Raw genomic sequence first — 21,187 nt, 5'->3', positions numbered from 1 at the left:
GTGGGTCCCATGACGAACACCGAGATCCGCCCCTTCCGCGTCAATGTCCCCCAGGCCGACCTGGACGACCTCGACGAGCGCCTCGCCCGCACCAGGCTGCCGCGGCCCGCCCCCACCGACGACTGGGAGTACGGCACGCCGAACAGCTACCTCGGCGAGACCGTCGAGCAGTGGCGAACCACGTTCGACTGGCGCGCGCAGGAAGCCCGGATGAACGAGTTCCCGCAGTACCTGACCGAGATCGACGGGCAGACCGTGCACTTCGTCCACGTGCCGTCGAAGGAGGAGGGGGCGACCCCGCTGCTGCTCCTGCACACCTACCCCGGCTCGTTCGCCGAGTTCCTCGACCTGATCGGCCCGCTCACCGATCCCGTCGCCCACGGCGGCGACGCCGCGGACGCGTTCTCGGTCGTCGTGCCGTCGATCCCCGGATTCGGCTTCAGCACGCCGCTCGTCGGCCGCGGCTGGACGATGCGGAGGGTGGCGGAGACGGTCGACGCGCTGATGCGGCGCCTCGGGTACGACTCGTACGGTTCGCACGGCAGCGACGCGGGCGCGTTGATCTCCCGCGAGTTGGGGCTGATGCGGCCGGAGGGTTTCCTCGGCCTGCACGTGCTCCAGCTGTTCTCGTTCCCGACCGGAGACCCGGCGGAGTTCGAGGAGCTGGAACCGAAGGACTACGCGGCGCTGGAGCACATGCGCTGGTTCCAGTCCGTCGGCGGCTACAACCAGATGAACGCGACGCGCCCGCAGACCGTCTCGGTCGGCATCGCCGACTCACCGGTGGGGCAGCTGGCCTACAGCGAGCTGTTCGCCAACTTCGGCGACGGGACGAGCCTCGTGACGACCGAGCAGGTCCTGACCCAGGTCTCCCTCTACTGGTTCACCAACACCCAGGCCACGGCGGGGCGCTACCACTTCGAGGAGGCGAAGGCCGCGCGCGAGCCGGAGGTGAACCCGTCGCGGACCGGGGTCGCCGTCTTCGCCGACGACTTCACGTCGATCCGCGCGTTCGCCGAACGGGACAACACCGCCGTCGTGCACTGGTCGGAGTTCCCCGACGGCGGGCACTTCGCGGCGCTGGAACGCCCGGACGTGCTCGTCGGCGACCTGCGGACCTTCTTCCGCTCCTGACCGGCGGTGCTCGACCTCACCGCAGGTAGGACGCTCCGTTGAGGTCGAGCACCGTGCCGCTGGCCCACTGGGCCTCCGGCGAGGCCAGCCAGGCGACGGCGGCCCCGATCTCGGCGGAGGCTGCGACCCGGCCGAACGGGTGCTGCGCCAGGATCGACTCCCGCTCGGGCCCCTTGAGCAGGTCCTCGGTGAGGTCGGTGACGGTGAAGCCGGGCGCCACCGCCGCGACGCCGATCCCGTGCGGCGCCAGCGCGACCGCCATGGACTGGGCGAACGCGTGCATCCCCGCCTTGCTCGCCCCGTACGCGGGCACGGCGGGCTCACCCCGGTACGCGCCGCGCGAGCCGACCATGATGATCGACGCGTTCTCCGGTCCCTCCGGTCGGGTGAGCAGGTGGTCCACCACGCACCAGGTGGCGTTGGCCGTGCCGATCAGGTTCACGTCCAGGGTCCGCCGCCACAGCGCCTGCCAGTCGGCGTAGGAGGTGCTCGCGATGGGGTGCTCCACGTGCAGGGCGGCGTTGTTGACCAGCACGTCGACGCCGCCGAGCGCGGAGACGGCCTGCCGCACCATCTCGGCCACCTGGTCCGGGTCGGCCAGGTCCGCGACGACCACCGCGTGCCCGTCGCCCGGCAGGCTCGCCGCCACGGCCTCGGCGGCCTCCACGTCCTCGCGGGCGTGCACGGCGACCACGGCGCCGCCCGCCGCCAGTGCCGCGGCGCTCGCCGCGCCGATGCCGCTGGCGCGCGACGCGCCGGTGACCAGTACCCGCCGTCGACTCATGAACCGTTCCCCTCCAGGACCTCTCGGATGCGGCTCGCCGCCTCGGCGACGTCGGTGAAGCGGGTGGACAGCGGCGCGGGCGTCAGGCGCAACCGGTTCGGCACCGAGTGGTCGACGAAGACACCACGGCGCGCCAGCAGCGGCACGAGTTCCGCCGCGCGCGGGTGCTCGTAGGTGACGTGCGCGCCCCGCCCGGCCGGATCGGCCGGACCCGCCAGCCGCAGCTCGGTGGGCTCCAGCAGTTCCTGGAGGTACCCGGTCAGCGCGACGCTCTTCGCGCGCAGCGCGGGCAGCCCGGCCTCGGCGATCACGTCGAGGCCCGCGCCCGTCGCCACCAGCGACAGGATCGGTGGACTGCCGGTGAGGAACCGCCGGATGGTCGGGTCGGGGTCGTAGTCGATGCGCATCGCCAACTGCTCGCGGTGGCCGTACCACCCGTGGATCGGTTGCCGCAGAACGGCTTGCAGGTCGCGTCGGACGTAGAGGAAGGCGGGCGCGCCGGGTCCGGCGAACAGGTGCTTGTAGGTGGAGCCGACCGCCAGGTCCGCGCCGTTCGCCGCGAGGTCGACCGGCACCGCCCCCGCGGCGTGGCTGAGGTCCCACAGCACCAGCGCGCCCGCCGCGTGCGCGATGCGGTGCACCTCGGCGATGTCCAGCAGCGCACCGCAGCGGCTCGACACCAGCGACAGCGACACCAGCGCGACCGTGTCGTCCACGGCCTCCCGCAGCAGGTCCAGGTCGAGGCCGCGGTCCGGGTGCGAGTGCAGGCGGCGCAGGGTGCCACCGCGTTCGGCCGCGACCCCGGCCAGCACGTACTGGTCGGTGGGGAAGTTGTCGTCGTCGGTGACGATCGTGCGGCGCTCCGGGTTCGCGTCCAGCGTCGCGGCGGCCAGCTTGTAGAGGTTCACGCTGGTGCAGTCGCCGACGACGACCTCGCCGGGGTGCGCGCCGAGCGCCACCTCCGCCACCCGGTCCCCCATCCGCTCGCACAGGTCGAACCACTGGGTGCGCGCCTCCGCGAGGCCGTTGCCCCACTCCTGCTGGACCACGTGGTCCACGAGCGCGGCCGTGGCGGCCGGCAACCTGCCCAGCGAGCCGCCGTTGAGGTACACGGCGTCCTCGGGCACCGGGTGGAACCGCTCGCGCAGGTGCGCGAGGGGGTCGGTGGCGTCACGGAGCCCGGCGACGTTCCCGATCACGGTCACAGCAACCTCCTGGCGGTCCACAACTCCGGGAAGAACCGGTGTTCGTTGATGCGGCGCAGCCAGGACACACCGGCGGTGCCGCCCGTGCCCGGCTTCGTGCCGATGATCCGTTCGACGACGAGCAGGTGCACCGACCGCCAGCGGCAGACGGCCTCCGCGACGTCCATCAGCCCCTCGGCCAGCAGGAACAGCTCATCGGCCGGGCCGCCGTCGCGGTACACGTCGGCCCAGGCCCGTTCGACGTCCGGGTGCGGGTCCACCGGACGGGAGAAGTCGCGGTCCAGCACCTCGGGCGGGACGGCCGCGCCGCGGCGGGCCAGCAGCGCCACGGCCGCGTCGTAGACGCCGGGCTCCCGCAGCGCCCTGTCCACCTGCTCGTTCACGTGCGGCACGTTGCGGTGCGGACGGGCCAGCGCCTCGACCTTGTTGCCCAGCACGTACTCGACCATCCGGTACATGTAGGACTGGAACCCCGAGGCCTGGCCGAGGTGGTCGCGGAAGGCGTTGAACTCGGTCGGCGCCAGCGTCCCCAGCACGTCCCAACTGCTCACCAGCAGCTCGACCACCCGGCGGGTGCGGCGGAGCGCCCACACCGACCCGCTGACGTCGTCGGCGTCCAGCAGCCCGCGCACCCGGACCAGTTCGGTGTGCACCAGTTTGAACAGCAGCTCCTTCACCTGGCCGAGGACGTAGAACGTCAGCTCGGACGGGTCCCCGGAACGCGGCTGCTGCAACGACAGCAGCACGTCGATGCTCTGGTAGTCGATGTAGGGCGTGCTGGCACCGGGGAAGTCCAGCACCGGACACCCGTTGGTGGCGGCGGCCAACTGCTGCCGCTGGGCGTTGCTGCCGATCCCCAGGTCCGGCGGTGGACGGGTCACTCGTACCTCCACCGAGTACAGGCTCGCGTGAACAATTCTATGAACAGGGGCTCGCGCACGGCTCCCTTGGCGTAGCGTTTTCCGTAGCGCCCCGCGTAATGGGTGAACCACCCCGGATCGGAGTCGAGGAAAAGGATGTCGTGAAACGCGATGTGCCGCAGCGCGAGCAGCGGAACGGGCGATCTCGACACCGGGAATTCCGGGTTTCGCGCGGCAGGCTCGTCACATTCCGCGTGGAACTGACCGAGCATCAGCCCGCGCCGCACCAACTGCGGTTTGAGTTTCGCGTGCGCCTCGTCGAGCAGTCGCGCACGCTCGCCCACCAGGTCGGGGAGCACCACCACGAGCGCGTGCAACGTCGCGTTCGCCGAGGCCCACTCGATCTCGCCGAAGCGCAGGACCATGCGCTCGATCAACACGACGACCTCGCGCGGACCCGCGTTCTCCTCGACCGGCCATTCTTCGATCTCAAGGCAGTCCGCCCTCAACGACGGTTCGACGAACGGACACACAGCACCGGTTCTGCCGATAGATTCGTGCGGTTCGCAAAGATATTCACGGACCCAGATCCGAGCAGCTTCAAGAGCCCATGAAGAAACCCCCTGAACCATTTCTCCTCCCCAGGAAAACAGCCACCCCCGAGTTCCACTGTAGCGCGGAATGCAATCGTCGACAGGGCCGATCAGGTGAATATCGGTTGCGCTCGGATCCCGCTCTCCACACTGTGAACATCAACAATGCGGCGAAAAAACGAGTCCCGTCCAAGGCTGTACCGCGTGCCCCCGGAGCATCGCGAACCGGTGCGGATCGGCTGGGACACTGCGGAGATGGCAGCTACGTCCAAGCTCGTGGTAGCCGCGTTGATCGTCCGCGAAGGGGACGTGCTGCTCGTGCGGCAGCAGGGACGAGACGATCCCACCCCGTACTGGGCGGTGCCCGGCGGAGTCGTCGAACAGGGCGAGTTCGCGCACGAGGCGTTGGCACGCGAGGTCGCGGAGGAGACCGGGCTGACGATCGCCGCCCCCTGGCGGTTGTCCTGCGTGGCCCAGTACGAGGTGGCGGCAGGTAGACGGGCCGACCTCTGGACGGCGCTGACCTTCACGACCACCGCTCCGCCCGGTGACCTGAAGCCCGCCGATCCGGACGGCGTGGTGCGGGAGGTCGCCTGGACGCCGATCCACGAAGCGGTCCGTCGGTTGTCCGCTGTCGAATTCGCGCCGATGCGCGAACCAACGATCCACCACCTGCTCCGTCCAACCGCTGAGCCCACCCTGTGGACCTGGCCGTCGGGTGTCGGGGAGCACCCGCTGGTGTTCCCCGGTGGGAAACAGCACATCGTCCGACCACACAACCAGAGCCGATGACGGAGAAGGCGATGAGCGCGGAAGATCGAGGTCGTTCCATCCGAGAAGATCACCGCGCGGGAGGACGTCGCGGCAGCGCACACCAGACAGGGGGCTCTCGCGGTACCCGTACCACCAGGGGCTCCCAGACGCGCAGGACGCCGGTCAACCTGGTCGAGGCAACCCAGCCCGCACCGCGTCGGTGCGGGCTTCCACGACAGAAGAGACGAAGACCGATGACGGACACCCGGTTCACCACTCACGCGGACCTCTTCGACCTGAGTGGGAAGTACGCACTCGTCACCGGCGGCACCAGGGGTATCGGGCTGATGGTGGCGCGCGGCCTGGTGCGGGCGGGCGCCCGCGTCGTGATCAGCTCACGCAAGGCGGACGCGTGCGCGGAGGCGCGACACCTGCTGTCCGAGTTCGGCGACGTCCGCGCGATCCCCGCCGACCTGTCCAAGCACGACGAGTGCCTGCGCCTGGCCGATCTCGTCACGGCCGACTCGGATCGCCTGGACATCCTCGTCAACAACGCGGGAGCGATGTGGCGCGAGCCGCTGGAGACGTTCCCGGACCAGGCCTGGGACGACGTGATCGACCTCAACCTCAAGTCGCCGTTCTGGCTGGCGCGGGCGCTGCTGCCCGCACTGCGCCGGGCAGGCACCGCCGACGATCCCGCGCGGATCATCAACATCGGCAGCATCGCCGCCGTCCACGTCGCCGCGTCCCCCAACTACTCCTACGCGGCAAGCAAAGCGGGGCTCCACCAACTCACCAGGGTGCTGGCCAGGGAACTGGGCCCCCAGCACGTCACGGTGAACGCGGTCGCCCCTGGGCCGTTCCCGTCGCAGATGATGGCCTCCACGCTCGACGCCATCGGCGACACGATCGCGGCGAAGGCCCCGCTGCGCCGGATCGGCCGCGACGACGACATGGCGGGCATCGCCGTGTTCCTCGCGAGCCGGGCCGGGGCCTACCTCACGGGCACCGTCATCCCGGTCGACGGCGGCATCGCCACGACCGCGTCGGGTACCTAGCCGTCGGGGTACCGGCAGAACCTCCCTCCGCCCGCGGGCAGGGCCTACGGTGACGGGGTGGCCACGACCGATCTGCGCACCGAGATCAAGGAGTTCCTCAGCTCGCGTCGCGCGCGCATCACGCCCGAGCGGGCCGGACTGCCCGCCTACGGCGGCCACCGCCGCGTCCAAGGCCTGCGTCGCGAGGAGGTGGCCCTCCTGGCGGGGGTGTCGGTCGACTACTACGTGCGCATGGAGCGCGGCGGCCTCGCAGGCGCCTCCGACGGGGTGCTCGACGCGCTGGCCTCCGCCCTGCGACTCGACGAGGCCGAGCGCGACCACCTGCTCCAGCTCGCACGGCGGTCCAGGACGCCCGGCGCTCCACGCCGCAGGCGACCGGCCGTGGCCGTGCGTCCGGCGCTGCGGCGGGTGCTCGACGCCATCACCGACGCGCCGGCGTGGATCTGCAACGGCCGGTACGACGTGCTGGCCATGAACCACCTCGCCCGCGCGCTGTTCTCACCGGTGCTGGCCGACGCACGACGGCCCGCGAACACCGCGCGGTTCGTGTACCTGGAACCCGAAGCGGCACGGGCGTTCTTCGTCGACCACGACCGGATCGTCCGCGACGTGGCCGCGAAGCTGCGCACGGAGGCAGGCCGCGATCCGCACGACGAGGAGCTGATCGCCCTGGTCGGTGAACTGTCGACACGCAGTGACCTGTTCCGGCGGCGGTGGGCGTCCCAGGACGTTCAGCTCCACCGGTCCGGACTCAAGCGCGTGCACCACCCGGTGGTGGGCAGGCTCGACCTGGACGTCGAGTCCATGGAGGTGCCCGCCGAACCCGGCCTGCTCCTGAACGTCTACACCGCGCCAGCCGGCACGGCGACCGCGGACGGTCTGGCCGTGCTGGCGTCGTGGGCGGCGGGCCGGGAGAAGACGGCGACCGGGGGTCAAGCGCCCAGCCGGTAGTCCAGCGCCTCCAGCGGCACCGGTGCCCCGCGGGGAAACGACCACCGACCTCGAACGAGCACGGGGTCATTCGGGCGAGGTCACGGGAACCCGCGAGGCCCCGAAGGGCGGCTCCCGCAACAACGCGGTCGCCCGTTCCCTGCTCGCGTGGTCGCCGCCGTAGACGGAGATCACCTGGAGGGCTCGCCGGGCGTCGGGGTTCCCGGCTTCGGCCGCGGCGATGACCTCGTGCTCGCGGGCGCTGTGCGGGCCGGGGTCGTAGTCGACGACGGTGATCGGGAGTCGGCGCCAGTAGTGCGAAAGAGGATCGCCCCGTCCGCCGCTCGGCCAGGTGCGGTAGACGTCGTCCCAGGTCCTGCCGTCGTCGAACTCCAGACTTCCGGGGCACACCGGGTCGCTCACCGGCTGGTAGCGGCAGTCCACCGAGATCCTCAGCCGAGGACCTTCGTTGGCGCTGCCGCTGTGCACCGTGAAGGCGGTGAAGACGATCACGTCACCGGGGTCCAGGCGTCCGGTGTGGACGGTGGAGGTGTCGGCATCGGCTTCCCAGCCGACCATCGAGTTGTTGCTGAGCCGCATCGGGAGCTGCCCCGCGCGGTGCGAGCCGGGCAGCACGGTCAGCGCACCGGTCCCCGGCTCGACCGGCACCAGCGGCGTCCAGACGGCGACCGTCCGCTCCGAGCCCTGGATACCGGGGTAGTCCTGGTGCCAGCCCGTCTCCGGGGGCGTGGTCGCGCACCGCGGGTGCACGACCCGCAGGACCTTGCGGGGGTGGACCAGGACCGGCTCGCCGAACAGGCCGGACAGCACGGCGAGGAGCGCGGGGCTGTGCATCAGGGCGTGGAGGTCGCGGTCGCGCCACATCCGGTCGTGCACGGCGACGTAGCCGGGATCCGGCCACCAGGCCGTCGCGCGCCGGTCCGCCAGCGGGAGTTCGGTGCCCGTCGACGGCAGGAGCCAGCCCGCACCGCGCGCCAGCGCGAGGATGCGGTCGCGCACCGCGGCGACGTCCGGCTCCGGCAGCAGACCGCGCAAGCAGAGGTACCCGTCCTCGGCGAGCCTGGAGGCCAGCGCGCGCGAATCGCCCACCAACGACGTGGAATCCGTGAACGGGACCAGTTCCACCGCAGCCTCCCCCGCGTGCGATGCAAGTCGTGGAGGCCGGACGGAGCAGTCGGTACCGGTATCACCGGCGGAATGTCGATCTGGGCCTCGGAACAATACTACCGAGCCGTGACGGGGGTGGTATAGGTAATCAGGTTCCGCTGACGGCCGCGAGTCGGGAATTGATCATTTGGGGGTGCTCGGCATGCCGGATCCCGGCACTGGAGCGGTGGGCGGGTCCTCCGGGGAGGCGGTGGGGGATTTAGCCGAGCTGCCCCCGATAGTGCACGGTCACGCGAGCACGTGGCACGACGGCGGGGTCGCGCTGCTGTCAGCGGAGGGCGAGATCGTCGCCCTCGCCTCGGAAAGGGTCGGCGGTCGCTACAAACACCACTGGAACTCGGGTCTGGCCTATCACCATCTCCGCGGTATCGACGGGTACGCCCGATCTTTCGGCGGCGAACACGACTACTACGTCGACAATTCCCTCGGACTGGAGCCCTGCGACCACCACCTGTTCCACGCCGCGAGCACGTTCTTCGGGTCGGGCTTCGACGAGGCCGCGGTACTGGTGCTGGACGGGCAGGGTGAGCTGGACGGGCACCTGGCGACCACGTCCATCTGGCACGGCGTCGGGCCGGACCTGCGGCTGGTGGAAGAGCTGAACCCGTCCTCCGGTCCGTTCGCCGCGGAGTCGATCGGCCACTTCTACACCGCCGTCGGGGCGCTCGCGGGCATGCGGGAGCTCTACGCCGAGGGCAAGACGATGGCGCTGGCGGCCTACGGTCGGCCGTCCCGACTGCTGGACCTCCTGCGGGAGTTCGCCGGGACCACGGCGGACGGCACGTACCGCGTCGCCCCCGGTTTCGTCCGGGCGGTGCTGGCCAACACCCTGGGCCGGGAGTTCTTCGGGTGGGAGTCCGCGACGCCCGAGGACCAGGCGCTGTGGGAGCGGTTCGTGGCGGCACGCGGTGGTCCGCCGGGGGACGCCCGGCGCGCGGTGACGCGGGCGGACGTGGACATCGCCTACGCCGGGCAGACGATCCTGGAGGAGATCGTGCTGGGCCTGGCCGAACGGGCTCGCCGCCTGACCGGGTGCACCCGGCTCTGCCTGGCGGGCGGTGTGGCGCTGAACTGCGTGGTGAACGGGCGCGTGGCCCGGCAGGCGGGGTTCGACCAGGTCTTCGTGGTGCCCGCGCCGGGAGACGACGGTCAGGCGATCGGCAAGGTGCTGCTGGAGGTCAAGCGGCGTCGGCTGCCGGTGGACACGACCATGCACACGGCCTACTACGGGCCGCGGTACCCGGCGGCGGCGGTCGACCAGGCGTTGGACGCGGCCCGGTCGCGGCTGCGTTCCTCGCGGCCGGGCCAGGACGCCCTGCTCGCCGAGGTCGTGAGCAGGCTTGAGCGCGGGGAGGTCATCGGCTGGTACCGGGGACGCTCGGAGCTCGGCCCGCGGGCGTTGGGGCACCGCAGCATCCTCGCGGATCCGCGACGGCCGCACATGCGCGACCACGTCAACTCGGTCGTCAAGGAGCGCGAGTGGTTCCGCCCGCTGGCCCCGGTGGTGGTCGAGGACCGCGCGGGCGAGTACTTCGAACTGGACCACCCCAGCCCGTTCATGACGTTCGCGGTCCCGGTCCGCCCCGCCAAACGGGCGGTCATCCCCGCCGTGACCCACGTCGACGGCACCGCTCGGGTCCAGACCGTGAGCCGGGAGCAGGACGAGGTCTGCCACCGGCTCCTGTGCCGCTTCGCCGACCGGACAGGGGTTCCGGTGCTGCTCAACACGTCCTTCAACCGGCGCGACGAACCGCTGGTCGAAACCCCGGCCGACGCGGTGGCGGCGTTCCTGGCGATGCCGTTGGACGCGCTCGTCCTGGAGGACCACCTCGTGACGAAGCCTCACCCCCCGGTTCGATGACGGGCCTCCGGCCTACCGTCGATCGGAATTCCGCGGGTGAGCGGTCCGGCCGACCACCGTGGCGGGTGCTGCTCGCGTACGTCGGTCCTTTTCGGACGGACCTGGTGCTCGGCGGGCTGCTGAGCACGGCCACCGCGGCGACCGGGCTCGCGCTGCCCCTGGTGGTGCGGGACCTGATCGCCGAGCTGGCGGCGAAGCGGGTCGTCACCGGCCTGCTGGTGCTCATGAGCGTGCTGGTCCTCGCCCACGCGGCGGTCGGCGCGGTCGGCGCGTACCTGCTGGAGCGGACGGCCGAGTCGGTGGTGCTGGTCGCCCGGAAGCGGTTGGTGTCGCGGCTGCTGCGGCTGCGGATCCCCGTCCTGGACGACACCGAGCCGGGCGACCTGATGTCACGGGTCAGCACCGACACCACGCTGCTGCGCGAGGTGAGCACCCGGTCCGTGGTCTACGGGATCACGGGGGTGCTGACGCTGCTGGCCACGACGACCATGATGGCGCTGCTCGACCCCGTGCTGCTCGCCGTGGTCCTGGTCGTGCTGTGCGTGGCCCAGGTGGTGCTCGGCGTGGTCGTGCCGCGCATCGCGCGCGCGGCGGAGCACACGCAGGAGTCCGTCGGCGCGATGAGCGCGGCGATGGAGCGCGCGCTGGGGAACCTGCGCACCATCAAGGCGTCCGGCGCCGAGGAGCGCGAGCGCGACCGGCTCCACGCCACGGCGGTGCGGGCGTGGCGGGGTGGGGTGCGGGCCGCCAAGTGGCACGCGGTGGCGGGCAGCACCGGCGGGCTGGCGCTCCAGCTGTCCTTCATCATGGTGCTCGCCTTCGGCGGTGGCCGCGTCGTCTCCGGCGCCATCGACGTCGGCACCCTGATCGCGTTCCTGCTCTACCTGTACTACCTGATGCCCCCGTTGCGGGAGCTGACGCACGTGGCCGGTCAGTACCAGGTCGCCGCGGCGGCCGTCACCCGCATCCGGGAGGTCGAGTCCCTTCCCGCCGAACCACACGCGCCGCCCGCCGAGCCAGCGCCCGCCGAGTCCTCACCGGCCGCGGTCACCTTCGAACAGGTGCGGTTCCGCTACCGGCCGGAGCTTCCCGAGGTGCACCGCGGCGTGACCTTCGACGTGGCGGCGGGCGGCATGACCGCCTTCGTCGGCCCCTCCGGCGCGGGCAAGACCACCGTGTTCTCCCTGCTCGAACGCTTCTACGAACCCGATTCCGGCCGGATCCTGCTCGACGGGACCGACCTGGCTGACCTGCCGCTCGCCGACCTGCGCGCCACGATCGGCTACGTCGAGCAGGAGGCCCCCGTGCTGGCGGGCACCCTGCGCGAGAACCTGCTCTTCGGCGCGCCGCACACCGGCGAGGCCGAACTCGCGGAGGTGCTGGCCACCACCAGGCTCGGGGCGATGGTGGCCCGCCTGCCCGATGGCCTGGACAGCGAGGTCGGACACCGCGGCACCAAGCTCTCCGGCGGCGAACGCCAGCGCGTGGCCATCGCCCGCGCCCTGCTGCGCGAGCCGCGGCTGCTGCTGCTCGACGAGGTCACCTCCCAGCTCGACGCGGTCAACGAAGCCGCGCTGCGGGACACCGTCGCCGAGGTCGCGGGCACGACCACCGTGCTCGTCGTCGCCCACCGGCTGTCCACGGTGACCATGGCCGACCGCATCATCGTGATGGACGCGGGCCGCGTCCACGCCATCGGCACCCACGCGCGGCTCGTCGCCACGGACCGCGTCTACGCCGAACTCGCCGCCACGCAGTTGATCGCCACCGCCTGACCGTCGCGCCCGCCGAGAACGCCGCCCGCCGAGGTGGTGCGGCAGCTCGCCGAGAAGACCGGCGAACCGGATTCGGCTGGTCCTCGTTGCCTGACCCGGCGCCGCACCGGTCCCGCGTCGTCGCGGGCAGGCTCAGCACCCGTCCCGGAAGGTGATCCGGATCGGCGTCGACTCGGTGTGCTTGCCGTCGGTAGCCCAGAGCTCCGAGTGGTACTCCCCCGCGGGCGCCGGTCCGATCGCCACACCGGCGAAGACGTTGATGATCGAGGAGCCGGGTGGGTTCACGTGCGAGCCGGGAGGGAGCACGGACGAGCCCTTGAAGACCGCGTTCGGCGGCAGGTTCGAGAGCCCGGTCGTGATCGTCCTGGACCACGTGCCCACCACGGATCCGATGAAGTAGGCACCCGGATGGCCGAAGTCCGGGTCCAAGCACACCCCCTGCCGGCCCTTCTCCATCCTCCACGTCGCGGCGGTCGCCGGAGCGGTGCCCGCCGCGACCAACGCCAGGCTGGCCGCGACCGTCGCCGCAGTCTTGAGTGCTCGCAAGGTTCCTCCTTCGCGCAGAAGAGTTGTGCAATCACCGAAGGCACTGTGGCAGCGCACGCCCCTCGACCGGAATCGACCATTCGACTCAGCGGACTGCGCGCCCGTCCGTCCACATCGGACCGGGCGGGGACGCGTCCCGTCCCCCCGGGGCGGGGCGACTTGACCGACCTGCGGTTTCGGGCGGACCGAAGCGCCGACGCCGGCAGCGGTCACCGGCTGTCCGGGCGGCCGTCGCCGCACGAGACAGACGTCTCGATTGGCCGTCCTCCAGCACCTCGGCCGGCTGGGCGACACCTGTCGTCGCGCCGGTGCGACCCGTCACCCCCGGCGGGCCGCCTGCGTGAGAGCCATGGCCGGTGATCGTCCCCGCCGAGGTCCTGGTCTCCTCACCCGGCCGCCGCTACCCGGCCTTTCCGGTCGCGGGGTCGCGAGAGGTGATCCGGCTCGTGCGACCGACCGCGCGGCCCACCGCGTTGCGCACCACGAGGCCTGGTCGGGTGCTGGGCACCACGAGCCTGGACAGCAGGCCGACGCGTCGCTGCCGCGGTCGCACCTCACGGCGGAGCCGCCACTCGTAGGCGGCGAAGGCGCGGGCGTGGTCGCCGTGGTGGGCGGCGAGTTCTTCCGCGAGGGCGTGCGCTCCCGCCACCGCCGTGCTGGACCCGTCGCCCAGCAGGGCCGTGGCCGCCGCCGCGTCCCCGAGCAGCACGACCCGTCCGCGGGACCACGAGGGCATCCGGACGGTCGTCAGCGGGTCGAAGAACGGGGCCGGGTGGTCGAGGTACGCCTCCACGAGTTCCGGCGCCCGCCACCGGACGCCGGCGTACGCCTCGGCCACGGTCCGCTTGTGGAGAGCGGTGTTCCCGCGGTCGTGGGGCGCGGGCCGTGCGGCCCGGAAGGTGAAGATCGCCAGCGGCGTGGTGCGCGAGGGGTGGACGACCAGCATCCGGTTCGGCACGGTCAGCACCGTCAGCTCGCTCGGGTCGTCGATGGCGTCGGGTCGCAGCGGGACGGTCGCGCCGTAGAGACCCAGGTCGCCCACGAACTGCCGTTCGGGCCCGAACACCAGACGCCGTACGGTGGAGTGCATCCCGTCGGCACCGACCACCAGGTCGAAACGCCGTGGCGCGGACCGCTGAAAGGTGACGTCGACCCCGCCCTCGTCCTGATCGAGCGCGGTGACCGTGTCGTCGAACACGAACTCGGCATCGCCCCGCGCCGACCGGTGCAGCACCTCGGACAGGTCGGCCCTGGTCACCTCGACCGTCGGCGCCCCTCCCGAGGAGGTGGGGAGTCGCAGGACCCGTTCGCCCGCCGGGTCCAGCAGGGTCAGCGACCGATTGCGGGTGGCGAGGTCGCGCAGCCGCGGAAGGACGCCCATGCGCTCGGCGACCGGTATCGCGGGCCCCTTCACGACGACCGCGCTGCCCCCGGAGCGCAGCTGCCGGGCACGCTCGACGACGGTCGGCCGGTATCCGTTCCGGGCGAGCCAGTGCGCGAGCGCGGGCCCGGCGATTCCGGCACCGACGATCAGCACCTCGGGCTTCGTCATGACAAGACCTCTCGGAACGTCGACGACCGCGGTTCCGGCCACCTAGGTACGATCGATTTCGTACCCGAGTAGAGCACGCCCCTGAGGTACGATGCAAGACGTACCTGAGGGAGGTGTCCGTGGCCGGAACGAACCTGGTCGGCCCAGAGGTCGACGCGCTCGAACTGGGCGTGGTGCTCCGCGCCCTCGCCGACGAGCACCGCCGTTCGGTGATGACGGAGTTGGCCGCCGACCACACCGACGGTGAACGGGGCTGCAACTCGTTCGCCCTCCCGATCTCCAAGCAGACCCAGACCCACCACTTCCGGGTCCTGCGCCGAGCAGGGCTCATCACCGAGATCGACTACGGCAACCGCAAGGGCATTCGCCTGCGGCGCACGGACGTCGAGAGCAGGTTTCCCGGACTGCTCGCGCTCCTGGAAGCCGAACACCAGGACGACACCGCTCCTCGCTGAACAGCACCCCTCGTCCCGCGGCAGGGGCAGCGATCACGACGCTCGGAGTGCGGCTCGCCGGGGACGACCGGTCGGGCGGCATCCCCCGCGAGTGCCACCACACCGCCTGATCAGCACGGACGACAGGCGGGCACAGGGCTCATCGGGCACCGCCCGGAGCGCCGAGGAGGCCGCGTGCGGCCAGGTTCCGCATGAGCGCCCTGACGCCGGACGTCCAGGGCGCGGCGTCCTCGCTCTTGACCACCGTGTTCGCCAGCAGACCGAGGTGGGGGGACTCGATGGCGACGATGTCGCCGTCGTGGTGGGTGAAGCCCATGCCCTGCTCCCCCCGGTCCATCGCCGGGGCGAACGAGGTCCCGGTGAACAGCACGAACCCGTCGGGGTACTGGTGGTGGCGCCCGCAGGTACCCGCCAGCAGTTCGGGAAGCGGGCGGCTGATGTCCGCGAGGCGTCCCACGTGCTCGGCCTCGAACCCGTCCTCACCGGTGACGCGCGTCGTGATGGTCGTCCTCGCGACGTCCGCGAGGCCGAAACCCCCGTCGAACAGGCGGATGAACGGACCGATCGCGCAGGAGGCGTTGTTGTCCTTCGCCTTGCCCAGCAGCAGCGCGCTGCGCCCCTCGTAGTCGCGCAGGTTCACGTCGTTCCCGAGGGTCGCGCCGACCGCGTTGCCGTCCGGGTCCGCGACGAGGACCAGTTCGGGCTCGGGGTTGTTCCAGGAGGATCCCGACAGCACGCCGACGTCCGCGCCGACCCCCACCGCCGACAGGACGGGGGCCTTGGTGAAGATCTCCGGATCGGGTCCGATGCCGACTTCGAGGTACTGCGACCACAGGCCCTGCTCGACCAGCGCCCGCTTGACCTCCGCGGCTTCGGGGCTGCCGGGCGTGACGGTGAGGGCCGTGCCCACGATGGCGTGCAGGGACGCGCGGATGCCGTCCGCCCGCGCGGCGTCCCCCGCGACCCGTTCCTCGATGACCCGCTCGATCATGCTGCTGGCGAAGGTCACCCCCGCCGCCTTGATCACCTGGAGGTCGCAGGGAGCGAGCAGGTGCGCACTCCCCCGGCCACCGGACATGGTCGAGCGGACGACGTCGCGGAGGTTCCAGGTCCGCCCCTCCGCTCGGCGGGCGACGTCCAGGACGTCCGACCGGGCCAGGAGATCGGCGGAGGTCGGCCCGTGCGGGGTGATGTCGACGAGTTCGTCGCCACGCCTGACGACCAGGCACGGCCCGTCGGCACCGGGGTCGAAGACCCTTCCGACGAGCACCGCGGCCGGATCGGCGAGAACCACCCGGTCCGCCAACTGGATGAGGGTCACTGGTGCTCCAAAGTCCGATCATCTGATGACAACGACGGGGACAGGATCCAGGAGTTCGTCGACACGCCACCGGCCAGTCCTCGGTGGGCTGATCACCGAGTGCGTCGGGAGGGCGGGCTTGGGGTCACTTCTCCTCCGGTGGCGATCCGCAGAGCTGTGGCGAGCCAGCGCAGTTCTCCCGTGGCGTCCGGAGCACCGTACCGCCCCCGCACGCGACTGACGAGCCCCCGGTACCGTTCCGCGCCCGCGTCGATCCCCGCTTCCAGGGACGCCAGTACCGCGTTCGGATCGGCGTCGCCGAACACGGTGGAGATCAGCTCCGCCGCGGACGGGTCGTCGGGGTCGACGCCCTCCTTCCTGGCCTGCGCGACGGTGTTCACCACCTGCCGCGCCCACCAGATGGTCGCGCCGGGCGGTGCCTGCTGTCCGGGGGCGGGTGTGTTGAGTTCCAGAAACCTTCCCAGTCGAACGCGGAAACCCCGGTCCTGCACGAGTTCCGCCAGTTCGATCCAGGCGTCCACCTGGTCGGGTGTGGGGTCCTCCGGCAGATCGACGCTGAGTTCACGTGCCCGTTCGCGCAGCTCCGGGGCGATGTCGAGGCGGCCGAACACGTCCGCCTTGAACTCGTCGACGATCTGCGCCCGCTCGGCGGCGGAAAGCCGTGCCAACCGGTTCATCAGTGCTGTCTCCTCAGGGGTGGATCGACGTTTCGACACGGTGGACAAGACGGCCCGGCTCACCTTCAGGGCACGGATCCGCGTGTCGATCGCGGCCACGTGCGCCGCGGCGACGTCGGCGACCGTTGCCCTGTTGTCGAGCACCCGGTGCACGTCGTCGAGCCCGAGTCCCAACTCCCGCAGCGTGCGGATGAGTTCGACGCGGGCCACGCACGCGGCGTCGTAGAGCCGGTAACCGCCCGCCGTGCGGCCCGCCGACGGGATGATCCCCTCGTTCGACCAGAAGCGCAGGGTGCGCGCCGAGATCCCCGTACGACGTGCGAGCCGACCGATGGTGAGCAGGTCCGTGCGTTCATCCACGGGGGAATCCTCAACGTTGCAGCCGCTGTGAAGTCAACTGCTTTGCCGCTCCGGCTCGAACCGGTGCCCCGAGTCGGTCTCCCGCGGCGCTTCGGCGTGGTCGAACCCCTGCGTGGAGCGCGCACACCGGAACCCTGACCAGCGCGCCGCGCCGAACCAACCCCCGCTCGCAGTCGACCTGGGCCGATCGCGCGGTGCTCGCCGCGGTGGTGCGACGCCTGCCCGCGTTCCACGTACCGGTGAGGTGGCCTCGCTGGGGTGGCGTCGGGAAGTCCTCAATCGCGGGCGACTTCCAGCAGACCCGTCGCGTGTTCGGTCCGCTGGTACAACACGTAGCGCCCGGCCCTGACCTTGGTGACGAGACGGGCGTGGTGCAGTGCGCTGAGGTGGTAGGAGACGGTGCCAGGGGCGTAGCCGGTCCGGGCGGCGAGCTCCGCGGTGGACCTGGCGGTGTCGAGGTCTGCCAGCAGGGCCGCTCGGGCGTTGCCGACAACGTGCGCGATGCTCCCGGACCCGCGGTCCTGGCCGGCTCCGACCCGTTGGGCGGGGTAGTAGAGGACGAACTGCCCTGGTGTGTCGACCTGGATGATGACGTCGGGCCAGTTGAGCACGCTGGGAGCGAGGACCAGGTCCCGGCCGGTGACGTCGATTTCGCCGGTGAACGGCGTGCAGAGGTTGATGGCGTCGCCCGTCCACTCGATGTCGGGGTGGAGCGTTCCGAGAGCCCGGCCGAGGCCGCGGGTGGCCATGGCCGTCGCTCGGTGGGCGATGTCCTGGTCGATGATCGCGCGCAACGCGGGCCAGCCGTCGGAGAGGGTGTCCCGCCAGAACCGGGCGACACCGTTGGCGAGACGCCGCTGCATCCGCCCGGACTCCGCGATCCGGCGGGTCGTGGCCCGCAGCGGCCTGTTCCAGTGAGTCCTGGTGTGGGTGAACACCTGGGTTTCGAGTTCGCCCTGCGCTACTGCCTCGATCTGCGCGATCTGCTCCTCGATCAGCTCACGGCGCCGCGAGGCCGAACCCGGCTGCGGGGTGAGCAGATCGGGGATGTAGGTGTCGCCGTTGCGCGGCAGCAGGTCCGCGAGCAGGGCGACGTCCGGGTGAGTGAGCGACGCGCGGGCGAGCGGTCCGGGATCACCGAACACCGGGTGCCGGCCCGACGCGGCGGCGAGCTTCAGCCATGCCATGGCTTCCGACGCCGGGGAGGGCGACAACCGGGTCCTGGAGACCGTGTCGGCGTCTACGCGCAGCGTCAGCACCTCGCCCAGGGTAGCAGTCGGACCATGGATTCGAACTGGTTCGAATGCTTTCACCACAAGGCTGGTACGGGGTTGAGTTGCCTCCTGGCGAACAACGGCGGCGACGCTCATGAGGGGTCGTCTTCGAACGTCGGCGGTACGAGGGCTCACCCGTTGCCCGGAGAAGCTGGGAGTGGTTGCCGTGGCGGGGCCGAAGGGCACCCGACACCGAATCACCAGGATTTATCAACAGTGCACAGCAGAGTGGTCTGAAAGGAAAAGGGCGGTAAACGCTTTCCAGGGTCGGCGACCGGCTGTCTTCGCCCACGGCCTGCGAACGACACGAATCAGCACCATGGCAGAACGGATCTTTCCAATGCGTACATCTCAGGTCACGAGAATCGGCATGGCGACGGGCATCGCCATCGCCGTCGCCGCAACCACGCTGGCGCCGTTGGCGCAGGCCACTGGGGCGACCGCGCAGATCGTCGCGGCGCCCGCGCTCGAACTGCCGTTCCTCTGCCAGACCTCCTGGGTCGGGAACTCCAAGGGCAGCAGCGCGCACGTCAGCTATGAGATCGACTTCAACAAGAGCGGTACCTCGGGGAACGAGGACCTCGGCGAGCCCATCCACGCGGCGGCTGCCGGGACCGTCGTCCGGGAGGGCGGTGAGTCATCGGATTACGGGAACTTCCTGGAGATCGACCACGGTGGCGGCTACTCGACGTTGTACGCCCACCTCAACAGCAAGAGCGCGCACGACGGCGACGTGGTGCGCCTGGGAGAGGAGATCGGCACGCTCGGCAACACCGACGGCAACAGCTCCGGGATCACCGCCCACCTGCACTTCGAGTACCGCTACAACGGCACCATCAAGCCCGCTTCCTTCCACGGCGATCCGTTCGACTACACCACGGGCGTCGAAACCCACGTCAGCCAGAACTGCGCCTCTTCGGCGAACCGCCCGAGCAGGAGCGTCAATGGGGACAGGTTCGATGACGCGATCGGTGTCGACCCTGCTGGGGTCGCGTGGTTCTACCGAGGTAAAAGCGGTGGTGGTTTCACCGCGGCCCTGCGCCACGGTCCTGGTTGGGGTGGTTTCTCCCGGATCGCGGTCAACGATTCCGACGCTGACGGCAGGGCGGATCTGTGGGCTGTCAGCGGTGACACGCTCTACTACTGGCACAACCGCCCCGATGGCACGTTCGCCGCGTCACAGGATGTGGGCCCCGGCTGGTCGGCCATGGAATGGATCTCGCTCGCCGACGTCAACGGCGACGACAAAACCGACATCCTCGCCAGGGACGGCGGAAACATGTACCTCCACCCGGGCCGAGGCGCTGGCGCGTTCAGCTCCCGAACACTGGTCAGCGAGGGCTGGGCGAGTCTTCTCAGGCACACCGCGGCCGATGCCGACGGCGATGGCGACGGCGACATCTGGGCCACCAACAGCTTGGGAGAGCTCTACTTCTGGAAGCGCGACGGTGGTACCTACGCCACCGCGGTGAAGGTCGGAACGGGCTGGAACGAGTTCCGTCAGATGGTCTCGATGGACATCAACGGTGACGGCAAAGCAGACCTCGTGGGTGTCCGCACGTCGGACAACACGCTGTGGCAGTGGCTCGGCACCGGCTCAGGCACGTTCGACCGGTCCACCCAGATCGGTAGCGGCTGGGCCGGCTTCAACCTCGCCGTGAACTAGAGGATCGAGGGCTGGGCCGGGCGCCTGCCGCGCGCGGCCCAGCCGGTCGAAGGAACCACGTCCGTACCCGGTTCGTCCCGCCACCCACGATCCGCGTGATCACTGGTTCGGAGGCCCGCCATGCACCGACCGGCAACCGCCTGCACGATGCCCACCGCGGCAGACGACCACGGGTTCGTCCCGTGAGCGCGCGGATGACGACCACACGCCGGCGACTGCTCACGGCGGGCGTCGTCGCGGTCGGCTCCACCTTCCTGAGCCCAGGACGGGCGCTCGCCGACGGGTACGGCTCGGGCGCGTCGGGGCAGTGGGAGACGCTGTCCAAGGCGATCTCCACCTTGACCCAGATCAGGCCGGTTCTCGACACCGACGGGTTGTTCATGTTCGGGGACAGCATCGCCGTCCAGGACGGCAGCTCCCTGGCCAAGCGGCTCCACAGCCGGACCGGAGACGTCATCGCCGTGCACAACTGGTCCGGTCGCCCGACGGCTCCGGCCGTCGACGCACTGGCGCAGTGGGCTCACACCTACGGGCTGCCGAACCGAATCCTGATGGCCACCGGGTCGAACGACATCTTCACCCCGCCGGTGTTCGCCGCGCAGGTCGATCGCACGATGAGCATCGCGGGCCCCGGTCGAAAGGTGTACTGGGTGAACACCCAGGTTCACCGGACCAGCCAGTCGACCGACGTCCAGTTGGCCGACCAGCGCAACAGCGCCTGGATCAATCTCCAACTGGCCGACGCCCAACGCCGACACCCGAACCTGGTCGTGATCCGCTGGGCCGAGTTCCTCGCCGCGAAGCCGACCCGTCTCACGGCGTACCTCCGCGACGGCGTCCACACCACCGCACCACTGGGCCAAGACGCTCGGAACGAACTCATCGTCCAGGCCATCGAGGCGGCCTGAAGCGGGCGTCCGAGTGTTGCGGGTCATGACGTCGGTGTCGGCTGAGGACCTGGTGGAGGGCGGGAGGGGGTCGACGTGGAGCGGGTTGCCGACGATCCCATCCGTGCGGGTGACGCCACGCGAAGCCCGCGGGCTCGTGGACGCGACCGACCGCGGCGCGGGTCGCCCTGGCGGCGAAGGTCCTCGTGATGGACCTCGACGACGCGGGCGACTCCGCGCGTTTCCCGATCCGCGACCGCGACGGGAGGTTCCCCGCCCCGTTCGACACCATCCTCGCCGACGCGGAC

Annotated in this window: 19 protein-coding genes; 9 read left to right on the top strand and 10 right to left on the bottom strand. The window is 70.9% G+C overall.

All coding sequences use genetic code 11. The features are described 5' to 3' along the window. Positions 1-9 precede the first annotated feature (9 nt). Positions 10-1,134, top strand: coding sequence for an epoxide hydrolase family protein (locus AC156L_RS30015; RefSeq protein ID WP_330875128.1), 1,125 nt, complete (start codon positions 10-12; stop codon positions 1,132-1,134). A 16-nt stretch (positions 1,135-1,150) separates the two neighbouring features. On the opposite strand, the gene AC156L_RS30010 is transcribed toward AC156L_RS30015, so the two are convergent. The 4 genes from AC156L_RS30010 to AC156L_RS29995 are packed head-to-tail and all read right to left on the bottom strand — an operon-like array spanning position 1,151 to position 4,615. Further along, positions 1,151-1,918 (bottom strand): SDR family NAD(P)-dependent oxidoreductase, encoded by a 768-nt coding sequence (locus AC156L_RS30010; RefSeq protein WP_330875127.1) that lies wholly within the window; start codon positions 1,916-1,918, stop codon positions 1,151-1,153. Then, positions 1,915-3,123 (bottom strand): kynureninase, encoded by a 1,209-nt coding sequence (locus AC156L_RS30005; RefSeq protein WP_330875126.1) that lies wholly within the window; start codon positions 3,121-3,123, stop codon positions 1,915-1,917. The genes AC156L_RS30010 and AC156L_RS30005 overlap by 4 nt, the downstream gene beginning before the upstream one ends. Beyond that, positions 3,120-4,004: a tryptophan 2,3-dioxygenase gene (locus AC156L_RS30000; protein ID WP_330875125.1), complete on the bottom strand. Its 885-nt coding sequence runs from the start codon at positions 4,002-4,004 to the stop codon at positions 3,120-3,122. Before AC156L_RS30000 ends, AC156L_RS30005 begins: the two co-directional genes overlap by 4 nt. Further along, positions 4,001-4,615: a DUF6875 domain-containing protein gene (locus AC156L_RS29995; protein WP_330875124.1), complete on the bottom strand. Its 615-nt coding sequence runs from the start codon at positions 4,613-4,615 to the stop codon at positions 4,001-4,003. The genes AC156L_RS30000 and AC156L_RS29995 overlap by 4 nt, the downstream gene beginning before the upstream one ends. Before the next feature lie 216 nt (positions 4,616-4,831). Between AC156L_RS29995 and AC156L_RS29990 the strand changes: the two genes are divergently transcribed. The 3 genes from AC156L_RS29990 to AC156L_RS29980 all read left to right on the top strand — a co-directional run bounded on the left by AC156L_RS29990 (position 4,832) and on the right by AC156L_RS29980 (position 7,338). After that, entirely contained in the window at positions 4,832-5,368 is a 537-nt protein-coding gene (locus AC156L_RS29990; protein ID WP_484407476.1) for an NUDIX hydrolase, read from the top strand. Positions 5,369-5,583: 215 nt separating this feature from the next. After that, complete coding sequence (locus AC156L_RS29985) at positions 5,584-6,387, top strand: SDR family oxidoreductase (protein ID WP_330875122.1); 804 nt, start codon at positions 5,584-5,586, stop codon at positions 6,385-6,387. Positions 6,388-6,444: 57 nt separating this feature from the next. After that, complete coding sequence (locus tag AC156L_RS29980) at positions 6,445-7,338, top strand: helix-turn-helix transcriptional regulator (protein WP_330875121.1); 894 nt, start codon at positions 6,445-6,447, stop codon at positions 7,336-7,338. Between the two features lie 66 nt (positions 7,339-7,404). Here the strand turns inward: AC156L_RS29980 and AC156L_RS29975 are convergent, their stop codons facing one another. Beyond that, a complete protein-coding gene (locus AC156L_RS29975) occupies positions 7,405-8,463 on the bottom strand; it encodes a phytanoyl-CoA dioxygenase family protein (protein ID WP_330875120.1) in 1,059 nt (352 codons plus the stop codon). A gap of 232 nt (positions 8,464-8,695) precedes the next feature. On the opposite strand from AC156L_RS29975, the gene AC156L_RS29970 reads away from it, so the two are divergent. After that, complete coding sequence (locus AC156L_RS29970) at positions 8,696-10,366, top strand: carbamoyltransferase family protein (RefSeq protein ID WP_330875119.1); 1,671 nt, start codon at positions 8,696-8,698, stop codon at positions 10,364-10,366. 65 nt (positions 10,367-10,431) lie between these two features. After that, positions 10,432-12,141, top strand: a complete 1,710-nt coding sequence (locus tag AC156L_RS29965; RefSeq protein WP_330875118.1) for an ABC transporter ATP-binding protein — start codon at positions 10,432-10,434, stop codon at positions 12,139-12,141. A 132-nt stretch (positions 12,142-12,273) separates the two neighbouring features. Here AC156L_RS29965 and AC156L_RS29960 read toward each other — a convergent pair whose 3' ends face one another. Beyond that, positions 12,274-12,687: a DUF5980 family protein gene (locus tag AC156L_RS29960; RefSeq protein ID WP_330875117.1), complete on the bottom strand. Its 414-nt coding sequence runs from the start codon at positions 12,685-12,687 to the stop codon at positions 12,274-12,276. A 400-nt stretch (positions 12,688-13,087) separates the two neighbouring features. Continuing rightward, positions 13,088-14,239, bottom strand: a complete 1,152-nt coding sequence (locus tag AC156L_RS29955) for an FAD-dependent monooxygenase (RefSeq protein WP_330875116.1) — start codon at positions 14,237-14,239, stop codon at positions 13,088-13,090. A 119-nt stretch (positions 14,240-14,358) separates the two neighbouring features. Between AC156L_RS29955 and AC156L_RS29950 the strand changes: the two genes are divergently transcribed. Further along, on the top strand, positions 14,359-14,694 hold the full coding sequence (locus AC156L_RS29950) for an ArsR/SmtB family transcription factor (RefSeq protein ID WP_330875115.1): 336 nt from the start codon (positions 14,359-14,361) through the stop codon (positions 14,692-14,694). 139 nt (positions 14,695-14,833) lie between these two features. Here AC156L_RS29950 and AC156L_RS29945 read toward each other — a convergent pair whose 3' ends face one another. The 3 genes from AC156L_RS29945 to AC156L_RS29935 form a co-directional block, all read right to left on the bottom strand. After that, on the bottom strand, positions 14,834-16,015 hold the full coding sequence (locus AC156L_RS29945; protein ID WP_330875114.1) for a fumarylacetoacetate hydrolase family protein: 1,182 nt from the start codon (positions 16,013-16,015) through the stop codon (positions 14,834-14,836). A gap of 92 nt (positions 16,016-16,107) precedes the next feature. Then, positions 16,108-17,052 carry a MerR family transcriptional regulator gene (locus tag AC156L_RS29940; protein WP_330875113.1) on the bottom strand — a complete coding sequence of 315 codons (945 nt, stop codon included), beginning with the start codon at positions 17,050-17,052 and terminating at the stop codon, positions 16,108-16,110. Positions 17,053-17,327: 275 nt separating this feature from the next. Continuing rightward, entirely contained in the window at positions 17,328-18,422 is a 1,095-nt protein-coding gene (locus AC156L_RS29935; RefSeq protein WP_330875112.1) for an ArsR/SmtB family transcription factor, read from the bottom strand. A gap of 274 nt (positions 18,423-18,696) precedes the next feature. Here AC156L_RS29935 and AC156L_RS29930 point away from each other — a divergent pair, with 274 nt between their 5' ends. Together AC156L_RS29930 and AC156L_RS29925 are read left to right on the top strand one after the other, a co-directional pair. Further along, a complete protein-coding gene (locus AC156L_RS29930) occupies positions 18,697-19,992 on the top strand; it encodes a VCBS repeat domain-containing M23 family metallopeptidase (protein ID WP_330875111.1) in 1,296 nt (431 codons plus the stop codon). Positions 19,993-20,186: 194 nt separating this feature from the next. Then, entirely contained in the window at positions 20,187-20,900 is a 714-nt protein-coding gene (locus AC156L_RS29925) for an SGNH/GDSL hydrolase family protein (protein ID WP_330875110.1), read from the top strand. Positions 20,901-21,187 lie beyond the last annotated feature (287 nt).

Source organism: Umezawaea sp. (assembly GCF_057122925.1).
Note: the sequence above shows the minus strand (reverse complement) of the source record. Positions and strands in the feature narration are given on the sequence as shown.

What these genes read in the sequence shown, in the direction of transcription:
- AC156L_RS30015 (WP_330875128.1), top strand. Translation starts at nt 10, where the DNA reads ATGACGAACACCGAGATCCGCCCCTTCCGCGTCAATGTCCCCCAGGCC.
- AC156L_RS30010 (WP_330875127.1), bottom strand. Translation starts at nt 1,918, where the DNA reads ATGAGTCGACGGCGGGTACTGGTCACCGGCGCGTCGCGCGCCAGCGGC.
- AC156L_RS29995 (WP_330875124.1), bottom strand. Translation starts at nt 4,615, where the DNA reads ATGGTTCAGGGGGTTTCTTCATGGGCTCTTGAAGCTGCTCGGATCTGG.
- AC156L_RS29990 (WP_484407476.1), top strand. Translation starts at nt 4,832, where the DNA reads ATGGCAGCTACGTCCAAGCTCGTGGTAGCCGCGTTGATCGTCCGCGAA.
- AC156L_RS29985 (WP_330875122.1), top strand. Translation starts at nt 5,584, where the DNA reads ATGACGGACACCCGGTTCACCACTCACGCGGACCTCTTCGACCTGAGT.
- AC156L_RS29955 (WP_330875116.1), bottom strand. Translation starts at nt 14,239, where the DNA reads ATGACGAAGCCCGAGGTGCTGATCGTCGGTGCCGGAATCGCCGGGCCC.
- AC156L_RS29935 (WP_330875112.1), bottom strand. Translation starts at nt 18,422, where the DNA reads ATGAGCGTCGCCGCCGTTGTTCGCCAGGAGGCAACTCAACCCCGTACC.
- AC156L_RS29930 (WP_330875111.1), top strand. Translation starts at nt 18,697, where the DNA reads ATGGCGACGGGCATCGCCATCGCCGTCGCCGCAACCACGCTGGCGCCG.
- AC156L_RS29925 (WP_330875110.1), top strand. Translation starts at nt 20,187, where the DNA reads ATGACGACCACACGCCGGCGACTGCTCACGGCGGGCGTCGTCGCGGTC.